The organism is Sphingomonas swuensis (genome assembly GCF_039538045.1).
In the GTDB taxonomy this organism is placed as follows: Bacteria; Pseudomonadota; Alphaproteobacteria; order Sphingomonadales; family Sphingomonadaceae; genus Sphingomicrobium; species Sphingomicrobium swuense.
This window is the reverse complement of the sequence record NZ_BAABBQ010000001.1, coordinates 715,452-733,309: the sequence shown is the minus strand read 5'-3', so window position 1 is coordinate 733,309 and position 17,858 is coordinate 715,452. Positions and strand designations below refer to the sequence as shown.

Here is a 17,858-nt window from a genome sequence, read left to right as displayed (position 1 = left end):
TCCTACTAGGCAAGTGGGCGTCGGGCTGCCGCATCCGCTAAGGCCCCGCTCCTTTCCTTGCCGAGGCGCAGCGCACCCCCCATCAATATTTCGCCGTCCTCGCCCGGCCTTCCGCCACGGCCTCCTAAAACTCGCAAGAGAATGTCGCCGGTTCCTGCGCCAGCCAGCGCAGCCGGCCCCGGCGACAAACCGGCTTGTGAGGCGCTGTGGCTGAGGTCTTGAAGGCACCCCGATCGATTACGGTTTCATCGTCGCCGGCCTTCGCCGAGGCGGTCGCGGCGGAGCTTGCGCGACACGAAGCCGTCGTCCTCGATCTTGCCGAGCTGGAGGAAGTGGACCTCAGCTTCGTGCAGATCGTCTGCGCCGCCCGCGAGCTTGCCGCCCGACAGGCCAAGTCGCTCGGAATCGCCGGCTCCTTCCCGCCCGCGGTCGAGCAACTGCTGCGCCGCGGCGGCTTCCTCGACAAGCCTGCGGCCGAGGATATCGGCTTCTGGTTCAACGGAGCAGCGCCCCGATGAGTGCGTCGATCCTTACCGTCGATGACAGCCCGAGCCTGCGCATGGCGATCCGCATTGCGCTGACCGGCGCGGGCTATGTCGTCACGGAAGCGAGCGACGGCCTCGAAGGGTTGAACAAGTCGCGCGGCACCCGGTTCGACCTGATCATCACCGATCAGAACATGCCGAACATGGACGGACTGACGATGATCCGGGAGCTGCGTCGGGACCCGGCCCAGTGCGGCACCCCGATCATCTTCCTCACCACCGAATCCGAGGAAAGCATGAAGCAGCAGGCCAAGGCCGCCGGCGCAACCGGTTGGCTCGTCAAACCCTTCGTTCCCGACCAGCTGATCCGGGTCGCCCGGAAGGTACTCGGACGATGAGCGCGAACGATCCTGCTGCCGCCTTCCTGACCGAGGCCAACGAGCTGCTCGACCAGGTCGAGCAGGCGCTGCTCGATCTCGATTTCGCGCTCGACGACCGCGACCTCATCGACGCGGTGTTCCGCGGCCTCCACACGCTCAAGGGCTCGGGCGCGATGTTCGGCTTCGACCAGCTGGCGGGCTTCACCCACCATTGCGAGAGCGCGTTCGACAGGGTCCGCAAGCAACTGTCGCCCGCAACCCGCGAACTGGTCGCGGTTGTGCTGGCGGCGCAGGACCACATGCGTCGACTGCTTGGCGACACGAGCGCCGAGACGGTCGCGGCCGGCGACGCGATCCTAGAGCGGCTGCGCGCGGCCATGGAGACGTCGGGCACGTGCGAACCCGCGCTTCCGTCAAGCCGCGGCTGGCAGCTGACCTTCCGGCTGCCACCCGAAGCGATGGCCAACGGGACCAACCCGCTGGTCCTCCTCGACGAGCTTCGCGCCCTCGGCGAAGCGCAGGTCGTCGCCCTCACCGACCAGGTCCCGCCGCTCGGCGAACTGGTACCGACCGAATGCCACATCGGCTGGTCGGTCGAGCTTCGCGGCGACATCGGCCGCGACGCGATCGAGGATGTCTTCATCTTCGTCATGGACGACATGGAACTGACGCTCGAGGAACTTGGCGCGCTGCCCACCGAGGACCCGCCCGGCACCGACGATGAGGCACCTGACCGCGCGCCGCCTGCGAGTGATCCGGGCAGCGCTCGCGGGCGACCCGCCAACGACGGCGGCGTGCCCGGCAAGGCCAGCGATACGGTCCGTGTCCCGGCCGAGCGCCTCGATCTCCTGATGGATCGGGTCGGTGAGCTGGTGATCGTGCAGAGCCGCCTGTCGCAGCTGGCGCAGGCCGGCGCCGGCGCGGCGAACCAGACCCTGCACGCCATTTCCGAGGACATCGAGCGACTGGCCGGCGAGCTTCGCGACACGATGATGGTGCTCCGCATGGTGCCCGTCGCAACGCTGTTCGGCCGCTTCCGCCGACTGGTCCACGACCTCGCCCGAGATACCGGCAAGACGATCGAGCTCAGCACCGAGGGCGAAACCACCGAGGTCGACAAGACGGTGATGGAGCGGCTCGCCGATCCGCTGATCCACCTCATCCGCAACTCGTGCGACCATGGCCTCGAGACTCCCGCCGAGCGAAGCGCCGCCGGCAAGCCTCCCGCGGGGCAGGTCCGGCTGTCGGCGCGGCAGGCTGGCGGCGAGGTCATCATCGAGATCCGCGACGACGGACGCGGGATCGCGCTCGAGCGGGTTCGTGCCCGGGCCGAGGCGCAGGGGCTGCTTCAGCCCGGCCAGGCGGCAAGCGAGCACGAGCTGCTCCAGCTGATCTTCCACCCCGGCTTCTCGACCGCCCAGCAGGTGACCAGCCTGTCGGGGCGCGGGGTCGGGATGGACGTCGTCAAGCGCACCATCGAGAGCCTTCGGGGGACGATCGATGTCGCCAGCACGCCCGGGCTCGGCTCGACCATCTCGCTCCGCATCCCGCTGACGCTGGCGATCATCGACGGTCTGCTCGTCCGGGTCGGCACCGCGCGCTACGTCATCCCGCTCTCCGCGGTCGAAGAGTGCATCGAGCTCAGCACCGAGGAGGACCAGCGGTCGCGCGGGCGAAGCCTGATTACGCTGCGCGACCAACTGGTGCCCTTCATGCGGCTGCGGGAGCTGTTCAGCAGCGACATCAATCCCGACACCCACCAGAAGATCGTGATCATCTCGACCGGGTCGGACCGGGTCGGCCTGGTGGTCGACCAGATCATCGGCAGCCACCAGACGGTGATCAAGCCGATGTCGCCGGTTCATTGCGACGTCGCGATCTTCGCCGGAGCGACGATCCTCGGAGACGGCAACGTCGCGTTGATCCTCGACGTCGCCCAGCTGCTTTCCCTTGGCCAACAACAGGAGGAGCGGCTGCGCGCCGTCGCTTGAGCATGGATCAGCTGACCGACATCGACTGGGGACCGGGCGGCGAGCTCGAGGTCCTGACCTTCGACCTCCATTCCGAGATCATCGCGGTCGAGGCCGTGCTGGTGCGCGAGATCCTCGACCTACTGCCCGAGACGGTGGTGCCCGGTGCCAACGCGCTGGTCGGAAGCGTCGTCAACTTCCGCGGCAAGATCATCCCGATCGCCGACCTTCGCCCGGCCTTCGGCTTTCCGCCCGCCGAGGCGACGGTCGACAGCCGGATCGTGGTCATCGAGCTGGCGACCCCCAACGGTGCATTCCAGGTCGGGATCCGGACCGACAAGGTGCACGAAGTGGCTACGCTCCGGCGCGAGACGAGTGAGCCGCCACCCGCGGTCGGCCTTCGCTGGCGGCGCCACTACATCCGCGGCCTCGTCCGCCGCGACGAAAGCGTGATCGTCCTCCCGAATCTCGGCGCGATCTTCAATCCCCTGCTCGGCGGCCAGGCCTCGCCCGAGCTCGCGTCGGCGGCCTGAGGATAACGGCAACGCATTCACCACCTTAAACACACCCAAGAACCCGGTGCCGTGAACGGCGCCACCCGCCCGCAGCGGGCATCCGATGAAAGGCGACAGGCGATGTCATTCCAATGGTTCGGCGGCATCAACAAGACGAGCATTCACGCCGAACTGGCGCGGGTCGATGCGGCGTTGGCGCGCGGCGACCTTGCCGAACGCGCCGACCTTGGCGGCGCCAGCGGCGACACCGCCGAGCTGCTCGCCGCAATCAACCGCCTGCTTGACCGGGCGGTGCAGCCGATCGAGGCGCTCGACGCTGCGCTTGGTCATGTCTGCGCCGAGCACGCGCGCGGCGACATCGACGTGGTCGTCCCGGTCGAGCGTTTCGCCGGGACCCCGGCCGAGGTCGCGCGCCAGATTAACGCGCTGGTGGCAAGCCACATCGCGGTGAAGAAGCTGGCGATGGCCTGCATCAAGGAATTCAGCGAAGGCAACTTCGAAGCGCCGATGGAGCAATTGCCCGGCAAGAAGGCCTTCATCAACGACACGATCGAGAACCTGCGCGGGAACCTCAAGGGCATCATCGCCGAGATGCGCCACATGGCCGCCGAGCATGACAAGGGCGACATCGACGTCTTCGTGCCGGCCGAGAAGTTCAAGGGTGACTTCGGGATCGTCGCGCGCGGCGTCAACGAGATGGTCGAAGCGCACATCGCGGTGAAGAAGAAGGCGATGGCCTGCATCAAGCAGTTCGGCGAGGGCAATTTCGACGCGCCGCTCGAGCAGTTCCCGGGCAAAAAGGCGTTCATCAACGACACCATCGAGACGCTTCGCGGCAACCTTCGCGACATCACCGCCGAGATCGGCCGGCTGATCAAGGCGGCGAGCGCGGGCAACCTCAACGACCGCGGCGAGGATCAGCGCTTCGTCGGCGACTTCGCCAAGCTGGTGACCGGGATCAACTCGATGCTCGACACCACGCTGCTTCCGATCGTCGAGGGCAATAGGGTGCTCGACCTCGTCAGCACCGGCAATCTGACCGAGCGGGTCGAGATCGAGTGTCACGGCGATCACCGGCGGATGAAGGATTCGATCAACGCGCTGGTCGACAGCCTGCGCGCGGTGGTCGGTGAGGTCAGCGGGGCGGCGAACAACGTCTCGGCCGGCAGCCAGGAGCTGTCGACCAGCTCGGAGCAGGTCTCGCAGGGCGCGACCGAGCAAGCGGCGGCAACCGAGCAGGCCTCGGCCTCGATGGAGGAGATGGCCGCCAACATCCGGCAGAATGCCGACAATGCCGCGCAGACCGAGAAGATGGCGCGCCAGTCGGCCCGCGACGCCGAGGCGAGCGGGGTCGCGGTCGAGAAGGCGGTGCACGCGATGCGGACGATCGCCGAGAAGATCGGGATCGTCCAGGAAATCGCGCGCCAGACCGACCTCCTCGCGCTGAACGCCGCGGTCGAGGCGGCGCGCGCGGGCGAGCATGGCCGCGGATTTGCCGTGGTCGCGTCCGAAGTGCGCAAGCTCGCGGAGCGCAGCCAGAGCGCGGCGGCCGAGATCAGCACCGTCTCGACCGAGACCGTCAAGGCGGCGGTCGACGCCGGCGACATGCTCGCCAAGCTGGTCCCGGACATCCGGCGCACCGCCGAGCTGGTGCTCGAGATCAGCTCGGCCTGCCGGGAGCAGGACATCGGGACCGCGCAGATCAACGAGGCGATCCAGCAGCTCGACCAGGTGACGCAGCAGAATGCGAACGCCTCCGAGCAGATCGCGACCACCTCGGAATCGCTCGCCGGCCAGGCCGCCGAGCTGCAGACGAGCATCGGCTACTTCCGGATGGACAGCGCGGCTGCGGCGCCCGTCGCCGCGCCCACCCGGCGCACGCCCGCGGCGGCCAAGAAGTCCTTCGTCAAGGCGAAACCCAAGGCTCGGGCAAGGGTCAACAGCGTCGCCGACCAGCAGGCGCGGGCGAGCGGCTTCGCGCTCGACCTCAGCCAGGGCGGGCCCGACGCCGAAGACGCCAACTTCGACTGCAAGGCGGCCTGACTGCCCACCTCCCTCTCCCTTCGATTGCATCCGCAGGAGTCCTCCGCATGTCCCTCGCCTTCCTCGACCCCGTCGCGCACGACCTCGTCACGGCCGAACTGTCCCGGGTTGGCCGCCAGCTTGCCGGGGGACAGCTGGGCGAACGGGCCGACCTGTCGCTGGCCAAGGGGCGGACCCGCTCGATTCTCGAAGCGGTCAACGACCTCCTCGACCAGGCGCTGAGCCCGGTGGTCGCGCTCGACGCGGAGGTGGCGAGGGTCTGCGCCGAACATGAGCGCGGCGACATCGACGTGGAGCTGCCGGTGGCACGCTTCGAGGGCCAGTGTGCGGTTCTCGCGGGGCGGATCAACGCGCTCGTCGCCAGCCATATCGCGGTGAAGAAGCTGGCGATGGAGTGCGTGCGCGAGTTCGGCGAGGGGAATTTCGAGGCCCCGATGCCCCCGCTCCCGGGCAAGAAGGCCTTCATCAACGAGACGATCGAGACGCTCCGCGGCAACCTCAAGGGCATCATCGCCGAAATGCGGCACATGGCGGCCGAGCATGAGAAGGGCGACATCGACGTGTTCGTCGCGGCCGAGAAGTTCAGCGGCGACTTCGGGATCGTCGCGCGCGGCGTCAACGAGATGGTCGCGGCGCACATCGCGGTGAAGAAGCTGGCGATGGCCTGCATCAAGGAGTTCGGCGAGGGCAACTTCGAAGCGCCGATGGAGCAGCTGCCCGGCAAGAAGGCCTTCATCAACGACACGATCGAGACTCTGCGCGGGAACCTCAAGGGCATCATCGCCGAGATGCGCCACATGGCGGCCGAGCATGACAAGGGCGACATCGACGTCTTCGTGCCGGCCGAGAAGTTCAAGGGCGATTTCGGGATCGTCGCGCGCGGCGTCAACGAGATGGTCGCCGCGCACATCGCGGTGAAGAAGAAGGCGATGGCCTGCATCAAGGAATTCGGCGAGGGCAATTTCGACGCGCCGCTCGAGCAGTTCCCGGGCAAGAAGGCGTTCATCAACGACACGGTCGAGACGCTTCGCGGCAATCTACGCAACATCACCCACGAAATCGGCCGGCTGATCGATGCCGCCACTGCCGGTCACCTGGGCGAACGCGGCGAGGACCGGAATTTCGTTGGAGACTTCGCCAAGCTGGTGGCGGGCATCAACGGAATGCTCGATGCGATCCTGCTCCCGATCCTCGAGGGCAATCGCGTGCTCGAACGAGTCAGCACCGGCAACCTCACCGAGCGGGTCGAAATCCCCTGCGAGGGCGATCACCAGAAGATGCGCAACGCCATCAACGCACTGGTCGACAGCCTCCGAGTGAGCGCCGACCTTGCCGACAAGATCGCCGACGGCGACCTCACCGTCGATCACCATCCACTGTCCGCTGACGACACCCTCGGCCATGCGCTCGAGCGGATGGTCGATCGGCTGAGGGACGTGGTCGGCAATGCCAATGCCGCGGCGGACAATGTCTCGTCAGGCAGCCAGGAACTGTCGGCGAGCTCGGAGCAGGTCTCGCAGGGCGCGACCGAGCAGGCGGCGGCGACCGAACAGGCCTCGGCCTCGATGGAGGAGATGGCCGCCAACATCCGCCAGAATGCCGACAATGCCGCCCAGACCGAGAAGATGGCGCGCCAGTCGGCCCGCGATGCCGAAGCGAGCGGGGTCGCGGTCGAGAAAGCGGTGCTGGCGATGCGCACCATCACCGAGAAGATCGGAATCGTCCAGGAAATCGCGCGCCAGACCGACCTCCTTGCGCTGAACGCCGCGGTCGAGGCGGCGCGCGCGGGCGAGCATGGCCGCGGCTTTGCCGTGGTCGCGTCCGAAGTGCGCAAGCTCGCCGAACGCAGCCAGAGTGCGGCGGCCGAGATCAGTTCGGTGTCGAGCGAGACCCTGAAGGCCGCCGCCGACGCGGGCGACATGCTCGGCAAGCTGGTCCCGGATATCCGCCGCACCGCCGAACTGGTGCTCGAGATCAGCTCGGCCTGCCGCGAACAGGATATCGGCGCGGCTCAGATCAACGAGGCGATCCAGCAGCTCGACCAGGTGACCCAGCAGAATGCCGGGGCGTCCGAGCAGATCTCGACCACCTCGGAGCTCCTCGCAAGCCAGGCCGAGCAGCTGCAGGGCAGCATCGCCTATTTCCGGCTTGCGAACGGGTCGTCGGGCGCATCCGCGGCTGCCGCCCCGGCGACCGCCCGCCGCCGGAGCGAGGTCGCGTCCACTGCCGCCGCCAAGTCGAAAGCCAAGGCTCCGCGCGCAGCGCGACCGACCGCGACGGCCAAGCCCAAGCGACCCGGCGCGCCCGGCTCGATCGCCGACCAGCAGGCTCGCGCCAGCGGCTTCGCGCTCGACCTCACCCAGGGCGGGCCCGATGCGCAGGATGCCGAATTCGAAAGCAAGGCGGCATGAGCGGGGGCAGCGAAGTGCAGGTCGTCACCTTCGGACTTGCCGCGGAAACCTTCGCCATACCCGTCGCCCTCGTCCGCGAGATACTCGACTATCGCGAGCCCTTCCGAATTCCCAACGGTCCGGGCTTCCTTCTTGGCCTGACCGATCTTCGCGGCGAAGGGGTGACGACCGTCGACCTCCGTTTGCGGCTGGGAATGACGAGCGCCGAACCGAGCCTAAGCACCCGGATCCTGGTGGTCGACGTGCCCCTCGAGGGGCGCGTGCTGACGCTCGGCCTCGTGGTCGACAGGGTGCTTGACGTCAGCACGGTGGACCGGTCCCAGATCGGCCCCGCGCCCGACGTCGGAATGCATTGGGAGTCCGACTATATCGCCGGGGTCGCCAAGCGCGCCGACGGCTTCGTCGTCTTCATCGACATGGAGCGGATCTTCTCCGCCACCGACGTCGACTCCTTGTCCTCGCTCGCGACCGCCGCGTGACCGCATGAACATGATGGCGTCCCCGCCCAATGCTGCGGGCATCCTCACCGACCGGATCGGCAAACGCAACTTCGAGGCGCTCGCCAACTACATCTATGCCTATGCCGGGATCCGGATGCCGCCGAGCAAGCAGACCATGCTCGAAGGGCGGCTGCGCCGCCGCCAGCGAGCGATCGGAGCACCGACGCTCGACGACTATTGCGACTACCTCTTCCAGGACAACAACCTCGAGGAGGAGGCCGAATATCTCATCAACGCGGTGACGACCAACAAGACCGACTTCTTCCGCGAGCCCTATCACTTCGACTATCTGCGGAGCACCGCGCTTCCGGCGCTGATCGAGGCCGGGACGACCAGCATCCGGGTGTGGAGCGTCGCCTGCTCGAGCGGAGCCGAACCCTATACCATCGCGATGGTCATCGACGACGTGATGACCGGACGCTTCGCCGCCAGCTACCGCATCCTTGCCACCGACCTCGATACGCAGGTGCTCGAGATCGCCCGGGCCGGGATCTACCCGACCGATTTCGTCGAGCCGGTGCCCGCACTGCTCCGCCAGCGCTACCTGATGCCCTCGTGCGATCCCGACCGCCACGAAGTGCGGGTGGTCCCGGCGCTTCGCCGAAGCATCTCCTTCGCCCGGCTCAACCTGATGGACGAGAAGTATCCGGTCGGCGAGCCGATGCACCTCGTCTTTTGCCGCAATGTGCTCATCTATTTCGACAAGGAGGCGCAGCTCCGGGTAGTGTCACAGATCGTCGACAGAATGGCGCCGGGCGGACTGCTGTTCCTCGGCCATTCGGAAACCATCGCCGGGCACGAGCTGCCGCTCGTCCAGGTCGCCAACACCATCTTCAGACGGAGCTGACTCATGGCGCTGCTGCGACAGAAGGTCCGAGTCCTGATCATCGACGACAGCTCGGTGGTCCGCCAGGTGATGAGCAAGGTGCTGTCCGAGGATCCGGAGATCGAGGTAATCGGCACCGCGCCCGATCCGTTCGTCGCGGCCAAGCGGATCAGCGAAGAGACGCCCGACGTCATCACGCTCGACGTCGAGATGCCGCGGATGGACGGCATCACTTTCCTGCGCAAGCTGATGTCGCAGCATCCCGTACCGGTCGTCATGTGCTCATCGCTGACTGAGAGTGGGTCGGAGACGCTTCTGCAGGCGCTCGAAGCGGGCGCGGTCGACGTCATCCTCAAGCCCAAGGTCGGTGTCGCCGAGCATCTCGCCGAGCATAATCTGCAAATCCGCGATACGGTGAAGGCTGCCGCCAAGGCGCGGATCCGGGGTCGCGCCGATACTGGACCGCGCCCTGTCGTGCCGCAGCAGAAGCTGACCGCCGACGCCATGCTTCCGCCGCCGACAGGCCGGGCGATGAGCCGGACCACCGAGATGGTGGTCTGCCTGGGCGCCTCGACGGGCGGGACCGAGGCCCTCCGACAGGTCCTCGAGGCCCTGCCCGCCAACTCGCCGGGGATCGTGGTCGTGCAGCACATGCCCGAGCATTTCACCCGAGCCTTCGCCACCCGCCTCAACAGCCTGTGCGAGGTCGACGTGCGGGAAGCGGTCGACGGCGATCCGGTGCTCCGCGGCCAGGTGCTGATCGCGCCGGGCGGGCGTCACATGATCCTCGAACGCCGCGGTGCGCGCTACCATGTCTCGGTGCGCAACGGTCCGCTGGTGTCCCGCCACCGGCCCTCGGTCGACGTCCTGTTCCGCTCGGTCGCGCAGGCGGCAGGTTCGAACGCGGTCGGCGTGATCATGACCGGGATGGGTGACGACGGCGCGCGCGGCATGCTCGAGATGCGCAATGCCGGCGCACGCACCGTCGCGCAGGACGAGGCGACGTCGATCGTGTTCGGAATGCCGAAGGAAGCGATCGCGCACGGCGGTGTCGAAAAGGTCGTCCCGCTCGGACAGATCGCCCGGGAATTGCTCCAGGCGGCCAGCCGGTGATTGCGATGCCGCCTCACCCATCCCGTTCAGCGGGCTGATCTCCGACCGTGCCCGCGGTAGCGATTTCCGAGGATGCGCCGGCGCCAGCCGCGATCGATATTGCGGTCGAGAGTCTGGCGAGCGGACTTGATGCCGCCTTCCTCGAGGCCGGGAACACGCTGTCCGATGCCTACCGGCTCGTCGAGGAACTGATCGCCAATCTCGCCGACTTAGCCGGCGCGCTTGACCGCGACGCGGCATCCCGCGCGGTCGCCAACATGCAGGAGATGGCAGAACGGATCGAGGCGCTGCCGGAGCGGATCTCGGCACGGGCTCAAGCGCTGGCTGCGATCGGCGCGGCGAGCCGGAGCGTCCACCAGCAATTGTTCGGGGTCGGCCGGACCATCGAGTTCCTCCGGATCTGCGGGCTCAACATCAAGGTGGCGTCGGGCGGCCTCCACGGCTTTTCCGAGTTTGCCGACCAGATGCTGGCGAAGCTCGACCAAAGCGAGGACGAGATACGCGAGGTCAGGAGCGAGGTACGCGAACTGTCGGCAATGGTCCCGCGGGTGCTTGCGAGCGACGCCGAGCTGGCGGGGGAATGCGCGGCGGTGGTGGGCGACGTTCCGCGTCGGCTGACACAGAACGCGCTCGCGCTGCGCGACTATCTGGAGGGTGCCGAGGCGCAATCGGAAGGGGTCGCGGAGGTTGCCTGCCGGCTACGCTCGCAGCTCGCCGAGGCGCTCGGGGCGATGCAGATCGGCGACATCACGCGCCAGCGGCTCGAGCATGTCGCGACCGGGTTCCGGATGGTCGAGGCCGAGCTCGCTGCAGGGGCGCAGGGCGATGATGAAGCAGCGGCGGCGCGGCACGTGCTGGCGCTGCTCGAGGCGCAGTGCCGGGAGGCAGTGGCGGACTTCCAGCGCGAGAGTGGCCGACTGTACGAAAGCCAGCAGCAGATCGGCGCCGAGGTCGAGGCGATGCTCGCGCTGCAGCGCCACGGCGACGATGATGGGCCGAGCGGCGACCTCCTCGCCGCGCTCGAGCAAGGGGTCGCGGGAGCCGGTGCGCTGACCGGGCGGCTGCGCGAGGCCGACGGCCATTCGCAGGCGCTCGGCACGGAGACAGGCAGCACCGTGGCGCGGGTCGGCCAGCGGCTCGCCCTTATCCACCGGATCACCGCCGAGGTCGGCAACATGGCATGGAACACCGACCTGCGCTGCTACAGGCTCGGCCAGCAAGGCGTCGGCATCGCCCGGATCGCGGTCGAGATCAGGGCGCTGGTGAGCACGCTGGAGGCGATCTGCATCGATGTCGACGCGGCGGTGGCGAGGCTCAACGATGCAGCCGGCCAGCTCGCGCAAGGGTCGGCGGCGGAAGAGGGTAGCGGCGGGCAGACGCTCGAGCAGTCGCTGGAGGTCATCCGCGAGGGCGCGAGGCGCACCGGCGAGAGCGCCATGCGGCTCGACCAGCAGGCGAGCTCGGCCGCGGCGGTGCTCGGGACCGCGGCCGAGGCGGTGGCGGCGATCGACACCTTCTCCGCGCCGCTCGACAGGATCGCCGAGGATCTGCGCGACGCCGCCGGAACCTACCCCGAGGTGGCGGGCGAGAATAATGCGCAGGCGCAGGCGCTGCTGGAGCAGATCGCGCGGCTCTACACGATGGCGAGCGAGCGGCAGCTGCACCGCCTCTTCGCGCCGGACGAAGCCGGGAGCGCGGAGGGTGCCGCTTGTCCGGAGGTCGCCACGGAAGACGACGACGACGGGCTGTTCTAGCCGCAGCGCTCAGTAGATTACGGTGATCACCACCGTGTCGCTGTAGGTGCCGCTCTGCACCCACTGCTGCGCCGGGATCCGGCCGTAGACGGGAACGGCGGTGCTGAAGAAGAGCAGGCCGTTAAGCGAGGAGGTCAGCGTCGTCGTCCCGCTGCTTCCATCACCCAGAATCAGGGACCGCGCCGAGTTGGCGTAGATGTTGTAGCGAAGCGTGCTTCCGCTGCGCGCCATGGTCCGGTCCAGCGCGCTTCCCGAGCCCCCGGCACTTGCCCGCACCTCGACCACCCCGAATAGCGAAACGATCCCGGTGCAGTCGATCGAGACCAGGGCGCTCGCGTCGGTAGGCGAGGCAGTCACCGGGCTGTAGGCGCCAAAGGCCAGCGACGAGGTGGAGGTTGTGCAGCTGCAAAGGGTGCAGGCCTCGGCACGCGCGGGCAGCATGACCACGATCAAGGCCAGCAGCAGCAGCAGCGCGCCGCGCACCATGGAGGTCTGGGAGATCATCGGGCAGCGCCTACAGCGCCGATCGCAAGGCAGCGCAGCGGGCGGGCTTCGGCAGTTGCGAGGTCTACAGGTAGATTCGCGCGGCAGGAGCCGGCGGGCAGGCGCACCGTCAGCGCCGCCCCTCCCCTCGCGTCGGCAAGGAAGACGAGCCCGTCGTGCCCGGCAACCCCGAGCCGAACGCCGTCGACGTCGACCTCGAGGCCGGGGGGCAATGGCGTACCCTGTTCGTCGACGATCGCGAGGGTCAGAGGAGTCACGGCGTCGTCGCGGCCGAAGCGGATGGCGGCAGCCTGGCGGAAGCCCGGGACCGCCAGCTGCTCCGCCTCGTCGAGCGCGACTTCGAGCGGGAGGTCATCAAGCCGGATGGAGACGCGGTTGCCGGCATAAGGCTGGAGCCCGGTGAGCAGGACAGGCCGCCCCCGCCGCGCCCTGCGCGCGACCGGCCGACCTTCCTGGAAGATCTGGACGTCCTGGTCGCTGGCGACGTCGACCAGCGCGAGCCCGTCGTGGAGCCGAGCGGTGGGCAGCAGCCGGTCGCCGATCACGACCAGTGCGCCGCGGACGCTGGCCCGCGCGGCGACGCTGCCGGCGGACCGGTGCGCCGTGACCTCGACCTCGCCGATATCATTGCTCGCAAGGGCATAGCCGTCGACCCGTACGCCCGCAGGACCACGGCCAGAGGCGAGGCCGAAGCTCAGCCCCCGTCCGCCGAGTGCGCTCTGCTGGAAGCTGCTCGTCCACTGCCCTTTCTCGACCGTAAGCGCGGCGCTTGCCCGCCGGCCGAGGGGGCGGCTGAGCGACAGGAGGAATCCGCTGTCGGCATCCTCACCGACACGCGACACGCGGACGCTCGCGCTCAGAAAGAGGTCGCCGAACGTGGCGGTGAAACCGATGGTGCCGAGGCGGTAGGGCACACCATCGGCGAGGCGGGCATCGATGAAGCCGAGCGCAAGCTCACCGATCGGCAGGGTCAGGCCGAGGCTCGCGCCAAGCTCATGGCGGGGCTGCCGGTCGGCAAAGGCGCGGATGTCACCGACCTGCGCGTAATCGGCGCTGCGGCGGGCGTAGCTGGCGGTGAAGGAGAGGTCGGGGCCGAGCCGCTGAACCTGCGCGCGCCACCAGAAGCCCGTCCCGCCCTTCCCCTGCGACACCGCGCCGGCGAGGCCAAATTCACCGAGGCTGGCGATCACCGCCTCGAGCGAGATCCCGACCCGCCGGGTCGAGCGGCTCGCTTCCACCCGTCCACCGACCGTGAGGTGCCCGCTCATTCCGCGCCGACCGGCGACTGCCGCGAATGCGTCGCCGTAGGAGGCGCTGCGCAGGCCGTAGCGGTCACGGATGAAGCCAGCCTCAAGCGAGAATTCGGAAAGACCTGGGCGGAGCAGGCGGGGGCTTGAGTAGAAGCTCTGGCGAATTTGGCGGGTGGTGCCGGTCGCGTCCGCGATGGTCATCACGACCTCGCCCGCCCCGCTGATCGTCGGTGGCGCCTCGATCAGGAAACGTCCAGGCTGGACGAGGTGGGCCTGCCGCCCGCTCGCCGCGAGCAGCTCGACTGTCGAAGGCACCAGCGCCGAGCCCGACACAAGCGGCAGCGGATAGTTGATCGCATCCGGAGCGAGCGAGAAGTCGGTGCCGATGCGCAAGCCGCCGAAGCGGAACGGGCTGGAGAGGTCGCCGTCACGGCTGATGGTGTCGCCGAGGACGAGGCGAAGGCGGCGTTCGGGCAGGTCGCGCTGGAGGCTGCTGTCGAGGCGAACAAGCGCCCCGCCCCCTGGTCGCAGCAGGGCGGTAGTGCCGGCCACGCCCCAGCGTCCAGAAACGCCGAGGTCGAAATATCCGCTGGTCAGCAGTCTTCCTCCGCTTCGCGCCAGCGACAGGTCGTAGCCGAGGAAGACGAACGGAACCGGCTCGCTCACGGGCATGCCCGAAGTGGCGAGAAATTGCGGCTGCCGCGCGGGAGCGAAGGCATCGGCAGCGGCCACCAAGGAGAGTGTCGTCGCTTCTTCGTCGAGGGTGGCAGTCACTCCACGAAGCGCGGCCAGCGGCATGTATTGCTTGCCGTCGATCCATATGCCGCTGTCATCGCCGGGGAGCAGGCCGAGACGGGTGAGGTCCTCCCGCGCGAGCAGCAGCGTGCCGCCACGAACCGCGATCAGCCCGGGACGCTCCTGCGCAATCCCATTGAGGATCAGTCCGATCGGGCTAGTCGGCTGATGACCGAGCGGCGGACCAGCGTCGACGCTGGTAGCAAGCGGCACGGCCGCAAGCGCCGGTGCTGGCACGAGCGCCGCTGTCAGAAGGTAGCATGCGGCGAGCCGGCGCCGTGACGACAGCCGGGCTGGAGCGGACCCAATGTGCGGACCGACCTCGCACACGGTCAGCGTTGGAGCTTCGCCACGGCCTGCGGCTGGCCCGGTCCGGTCACCACCTCCACCCCGGTGATCGCGCTTCCGGCTGTGAGCGGAAGCGAACGGACGCTGCCCGCCAGCAGGTAGAAGCCGCGGTCGATCGTGTCAGGCTCCTGCCCGGCCCGGCGCACGACGACCCTGCCCACGGTCGCGTGCGCCCGTCCGACGTTGAGGAGTTCGAGCCATCCGAGCGGTCCTTCCCTCCAGCGAAGCGCGGGCGCCGCCCCCTTGGGGCTGCGGAACAGCGGAATGCTCAGCCGCAGCACGGCCTGAACGGTGCCGGGCTGCGCCTGACCCGGCGGGAGCTCGTCTACGATCAATCGGAAGCTGCTTTCCGACGCCCCGACGTGGGGCGGAAGGGCGCAACGCACCAGTTTCTTCTGTCCGGACGGAATCTCCATCACCGACGGGTTCAGCCGGATACCGGCAGGCTCGAGACGGTCGCTTCCGTCTGCCATCTGGCTCCAGCCGAAGCCGCGCACCTGGACCGCCACCGGTTCCTTGCCGAGGTTGCTGACATGCAGCGCGCAGAATGTCGCTGCGGGATCGAGTTCGATCCTGATCGGGACGACCGCGATCGTCCCGGCATGGAGCGAGGGAGCCGGGGACAGGAAGGCGGCGACGGCGAGGAATGTCCGAAGCAGCCCGCGCCCGCAGGAGGCCGGGCTGCTCATCTAGTAGGTGACCGTGATCGTCACGACGTCGGCATAGGCGCCTGCGGGGACGTTCTGCTCGGCGGCAATGCGACCGTAGACGGTGAGGACGCTGGGGGTCGTGGTGGCGGTGATCGCCGCGGGGACGTCGACCCCGGCGGTATTGCCCCAATTGGTGGTCCGGCCTGAGTCGCTGAAGAGGGCGTAGGCAAGCCGCTGCGACGCATTGGACATCTGCCGGGTGGCTACCGTCGCCCCGCTTGCGGTGCCGGCATTGAGGCCGACGACGAAGCTGGTTCCCGTGGTGCAGGTGACGGTGATCGAGCTGGTCGCGGTGGCCGCGGTGGTGCTGACGGGGTCGTAGCTGCCGAATGCCATCGCGGTGGCACTGACGAGGCACGAGCTCTGCACGGTGGCGGACACGTTCATGCTGGTCTGTGCCGTCCCAGCCTGGGCGGACTCGGCCCAGGTCAGCAATGTGGCGGCGAGCAGCAGTATCTTGGCGCGGTGTGCGAGCATCGATCAACCCCTTGGTTGAGCGCCAAGTATATGGATTGGTTCAACGTTACCTTGCCGCTTAGCCCATTACGAACCAATCCCGGGCGGCCGCCGGGCGATCAGTGTCCGGCGTAGGACAGCAGGCTGTGGGTGTGGATGTCGGCGGCCTCCAGCCTCGTCGCGCCGCCAAGGTCGGGAAGGTCGATCAGGAAGCGCGCGCCGGTGACCTGCGCGCCTGCCCGCCTGACAAGGCGCGCTGCGGCGAGCGCGGTGCCGCCGGTGGCCAGGAGGTCGTCGGCGAGAAGCACCGTTGCGCCGGGCGCGCAGGCGTCGACATGCATGGTCAGCCGGTCGGTGCCATATTCGAGCGCATAGTCTTCGGCGATGGTCGCGCCGGGAAGCTTGCCGTCCTTGCGGATGAGGAGCAGCCCGGCGCCGAGCTTCAGCGCGAGCGCGGTAGCCACCACGAAACCGCGCGCCTCCATCCCGGCAACGAGATCAGGCCGCCCGGAGACGCTGTCCGCCAGATGGTCGATCGCCGCTGCGAAGCCCTCGGCATGGAGCAGCAATGTGGTGACGTCGCGGAACAGGATCCCGGGCTTGGGATGGTCGGGGATGGTCCGGACGAGCGTGCGCAGTTGGTCGGGGGTCATGCTGTTCCTTGAACGCCATCCCGGGCCCAACCCGGGATCCGTATGCCGTCATTCGGCCTCCCACAGGAAATGGAATGCCGACGCCTGGTCAAGCCCGGGGCGGTAACGAACGGACGAAGGGGTCCTCGCTTGTGGCGAGAACCCCTTCTTCATCCGCGTTGCGGATTCCACCTCCCTCGGGAGAGAGGAGCGATATGCGCTTAGCCGGCGATGCCGCGGTCGGCCTTCTGCTCGTCCATCCGCTCGCGGAAGGCGGGCTCGAGGGGGCCGCGGATCGAGACCTCGCGCTTGGCATTCGCCCAGATGTTGCGATAGGCCATGTAGGCGAGGATGGTGGCGATGAGCAGGAAGATCATCACCGTCCAGCCGGTGCGGTGACGCGCCTCGAGGTTGGGCTCGGCGGTCCAAACGAGGAAGGCCGCAACGTCACGGCTCATCTGTTCGACCGTCGGCTTGGTACCGTCGGCGAAGGTCACCTGCCCATCCGACACCAGCGGCGCCGGCATGGCGATGTTGAGGTTGGCGAACCACGGGTTGAAGTGAAGCCCCGTGCCCGGCTGGTTGGCGGCCGGAAGCGCTTCGCCCTTCTCGTTGCGATAGGTCTTCGGATCGCGATAACCCGTCAGCAGCGAGTGGACATAGTTGGCGCCACCGTCACGCGCTTCGGTGATCAGCGAGAGGTCGGGCGGAAGCGCATTGTTGTTGGCGGCGCGCGCCGCGGTCTCGTTGGCATAAGGGCTCGGGAAGCGGTCGCTGACCAGCGCCTTGCGGGTTGCGGCCTCACCCGTGTCCGGGTTCACCGTCGGCACCTCGATCGCCCACTGGTTGGCGATCGCCTTCACCTCGGCCTCGGAATAGCCGAGATCCGACAGCTGGTAGAAGCTGACGTACTTCAGGCTGTGGCAGGCCGCGCAGACCTCCTTGTAGACCTGGAAGCCGCGCTGCAGCTGCGCCCGGTCGAACTTGCCGAGCGGGCCGTCCGACGCGAGCTTCATCGGCTCGGGCTTGAGGTGGAACTGCTCCTCGGCCGTTTCGACCGAGGGGTTCTGAATGGCGTTCTTGGCGTCGGTGAAGAACGCCACCAGCAGCATGGTGACGAAGCCGAGCCCGACGAAGAAACCGATAATCCGGACCATGTCCCTGTG

General features: G+C 68.1%; 16 protein-coding genes. 10 read left to right on the top strand and 6 right to left on the bottom strand.

The features are described from left to right. Positions 1-218: 218 nt before the first annotated feature. The 10 genes from ABD727_RS03630 to ABD727_RS03580 all read left to right on the top strand — a co-directional run bounded on the left by ABD727_RS03630 (position 219) and on the right by ABD727_RS03580 (position 11,997). Entirely contained in the window at positions 219-518 is a 300-nt protein-coding gene (locus ABD727_RS03630) for an STAS domain-containing protein (RefSeq protein WP_344706021.1), read from the top strand. Continuing rightward, positions 515-883, top strand: a complete 369-nt coding sequence (locus ABD727_RS03625; protein ID WP_344706020.1) for a response regulator — start codon at positions 515-517, stop codon at positions 881-883. The genes ABD727_RS03630 and ABD727_RS03625 overlap by 4 nt, the downstream gene beginning before the upstream one ends. Further along, positions 880-2,856, top strand: coding sequence for a chemotaxis protein CheA (locus ABD727_RS03620; protein ID WP_344706019.1), 1,977 nt, complete (start codon positions 880-882; stop codon positions 2,854-2,856). The genes ABD727_RS03625 and ABD727_RS03620 overlap by 4 nt, the downstream gene beginning before the upstream one ends. 2 nt (positions 2,857-2,858) lie before the next feature. Further along, positions 2,859-3,368 (top strand): chemotaxis protein CheW, encoded by a 510-nt coding sequence (locus ABD727_RS03615; RefSeq protein ID WP_344708017.1) that lies wholly within the window; start codon positions 2,859-2,861, stop codon positions 3,366-3,368. Positions 3,369-3,470: 102 nt separating this feature from the next. Then, positions 3,471-5,393: a methyl-accepting chemotaxis protein gene (locus tag ABD727_RS03610; protein ID WP_344706018.1), complete on the top strand. Its 1,923-nt coding sequence runs from the start codon at positions 3,471-3,473 to the stop codon at positions 5,391-5,393. Between the two features lie 47 nt (positions 5,394-5,440). Continuing rightward, a complete protein-coding gene (locus ABD727_RS03600) occupies positions 5,441-7,804 on the top strand; it encodes a methyl-accepting chemotaxis protein (protein ID WP_425566754.1) in 2,364 nt (787 codons plus the stop codon). Further along, the gene (locus ABD727_RS03595) at positions 7,801-8,283 is read left to right on the top strand and encodes a chemotaxis protein CheW (RefSeq protein WP_344706017.1); all 483 of its coding nucleotides are present in this window, start codon (positions 7,801-7,803) and stop codon (positions 8,281-8,283) included. The genes ABD727_RS03600 and ABD727_RS03595 overlap by 4 nt, the downstream gene beginning before the upstream one ends. 10 nt (positions 8,284-8,293) lie before the next feature. Then, positions 8,294-9,151, top strand: a complete 858-nt coding sequence (locus tag ABD727_RS03590) for a CheR family methyltransferase (protein ID WP_344706016.1) — start codon at positions 8,294-8,296, stop codon at positions 9,149-9,151. Positions 9,152-9,154: 3 nt separating this feature from the next. Further along, positions 9,155-10,243 carry a protein-glutamate methylesterase/protein-glutamine glutaminase gene (locus tag ABD727_RS03585; RefSeq protein WP_344706015.1) on the top strand — a complete coding sequence of 363 codons (1,089 nt, stop codon included), beginning with the start codon at positions 9,155-9,157 and terminating at the stop codon, positions 10,241-10,243. Positions 10,244-10,290: 47 nt separating this feature from the next. After that, the gene (locus tag ABD727_RS03580) at positions 10,291-11,997 is read left to right on the top strand and encodes a hypothetical protein (protein WP_344706014.1); all 1,707 of its coding nucleotides are present in this window, start codon (positions 10,291-10,293) and stop codon (positions 11,995-11,997) included. Between the two features lie 9 nt (positions 11,998-12,006). Here ABD727_RS03580 and ABD727_RS03575 read toward each other — a convergent pair whose 3' ends face one another. The 6 genes from ABD727_RS03575 to ABD727_RS03550 all read right to left on the bottom strand — a co-directional run bounded on the left by ABD727_RS03575 (position 12,007) and on the right by ABD727_RS03550 (position 17,849). After that, positions 12,007-12,501, bottom strand: a complete 495-nt coding sequence (locus ABD727_RS03575; protein WP_344706013.1) for a Csu type fimbrial protein — start codon at positions 12,499-12,501, stop codon at positions 12,007-12,009. Next, on the bottom strand, positions 12,498-14,759 hold the full coding sequence (locus ABD727_RS03570) for a fimbria/pilus outer membrane usher protein (RefSeq protein WP_344706012.1): 2,262 nt from the start codon (positions 14,757-14,759) through the stop codon (positions 12,498-12,500). Before ABD727_RS03570 ends, ABD727_RS03575 begins: the two co-directional genes overlap by 4 nt. 119 nt (positions 14,760-14,878) lie before the next feature. Next, positions 14,879-15,583, bottom strand: a complete 705-nt coding sequence (locus ABD727_RS03565) for a fimbrial biogenesis chaperone (protein WP_344706011.1) — start codon at positions 15,581-15,583, stop codon at positions 14,879-14,881. Next, the gene (locus tag ABD727_RS03560; RefSeq protein ID WP_344706010.1) at positions 15,584-16,081 is read right to left on the bottom strand and encodes a Csu type fimbrial protein; all 498 of its coding nucleotides are present in this window, start codon (positions 16,079-16,081) and stop codon (positions 15,584-15,586) included. 98 nt (positions 16,082-16,179) lie between these two features. Continuing rightward, positions 16,180-16,713 carry an adenine phosphoribosyltransferase gene (locus tag ABD727_RS03555; protein ID WP_344706009.1) on the bottom strand — a complete coding sequence of 178 codons (534 nt, stop codon included), beginning with the start codon at positions 16,711-16,713 and terminating at the stop codon, positions 16,180-16,182. 200 nt (positions 16,714-16,913) lie between these two features. After that, positions 16,914-17,849, bottom strand: coding sequence for a cytochrome c1 (locus ABD727_RS03550; protein WP_344706008.1), 936 nt, complete (start codon positions 17,847-17,849; stop codon positions 16,914-16,916). Between the last annotated feature and the right edge of the window lie 9 nt (positions 17,850-17,858).

Excerpts from the sequence above, each read along its gene's own strand:
- ABD727_RS03625 (WP_344706020.1), top strand. The coding sequence starts at position 515 with ATGAGTGCGTCGATCCTTACCGTCGATGACAGCCCGAGCCTGCGCATG.
- ABD727_RS03620 (WP_344706019.1), top strand. The coding sequence starts at position 880 with ATGAGCGCGAACGATCCTGCTGCCGCCTTCCTGACCGAGGCCAACGAG.
- ABD727_RS03615 (WP_344708017.1), top strand. The coding sequence starts at position 2,859 with ATGGATCAGCTGACCGACATCGACTGGGGACCGGGCGGCGAGCTCGAG.
- ABD727_RS03610 (WP_344706018.1), top strand. The coding sequence starts at position 3,471 with ATGTCATTCCAATGGTTCGGCGGCATCAACAAGACGAGCATTCACGCC.
- ABD727_RS03600 (WP_425566754.1), top strand. The coding sequence starts at position 5,441 with ATGTCCCTCGCCTTCCTCGACCCCGTCGCGCACGACCTCGTCACGGCC.
- ABD727_RS03595 (WP_344706017.1), top strand. The coding sequence starts at position 7,801 with ATGAGCGGGGGCAGCGAAGTGCAGGTCGTCACCTTCGGACTTGCCGCG.
- ABD727_RS03590 (WP_344706016.1), top strand. The coding sequence starts at position 8,294 with ATGATGGCGTCCCCGCCCAATGCTGCGGGCATCCTCACCGACCGGATC.
- ABD727_RS03585 (WP_344706015.1), top strand. The coding sequence starts at position 9,155 with ATGGCGCTGCTGCGACAGAAGGTCCGAGTCCTGATCATCGACGACAGC.
- ABD727_RS03575 (WP_344706013.1), bottom strand. The coding sequence starts at position 12,501 with ATGATCTCCCAGACCTCCATGGTGCGCGGCGCGCTGCTGCTGCTGCTG.
- ABD727_RS03565 (WP_344706011.1), bottom strand. The coding sequence starts at position 15,583 with ATGAGCAGCCCGGCCTCCTGCGGGCGCGGGCTGCTTCGGACATTCCTC.
- ABD727_RS03560 (WP_344706010.1), bottom strand. The coding sequence starts at position 16,081 with ATGCTCGCACACCGCGCCAAGATACTGCTGCTCGCCGCCACATTGCTG.
- ABD727_RS03555 (WP_344706009.1), bottom strand. The coding sequence starts at position 16,713 with ATGACCCCCGACCAACTGCGCACGCTCGTCCGGACCATCCCCGACCAT.
- ABD727_RS03550 (WP_344706008.1), bottom strand. The coding sequence starts at position 17,849 with ATGGTCCGGATTATCGGTTTCTTCGTCGGGCTCGGCTTCGTCACCATG.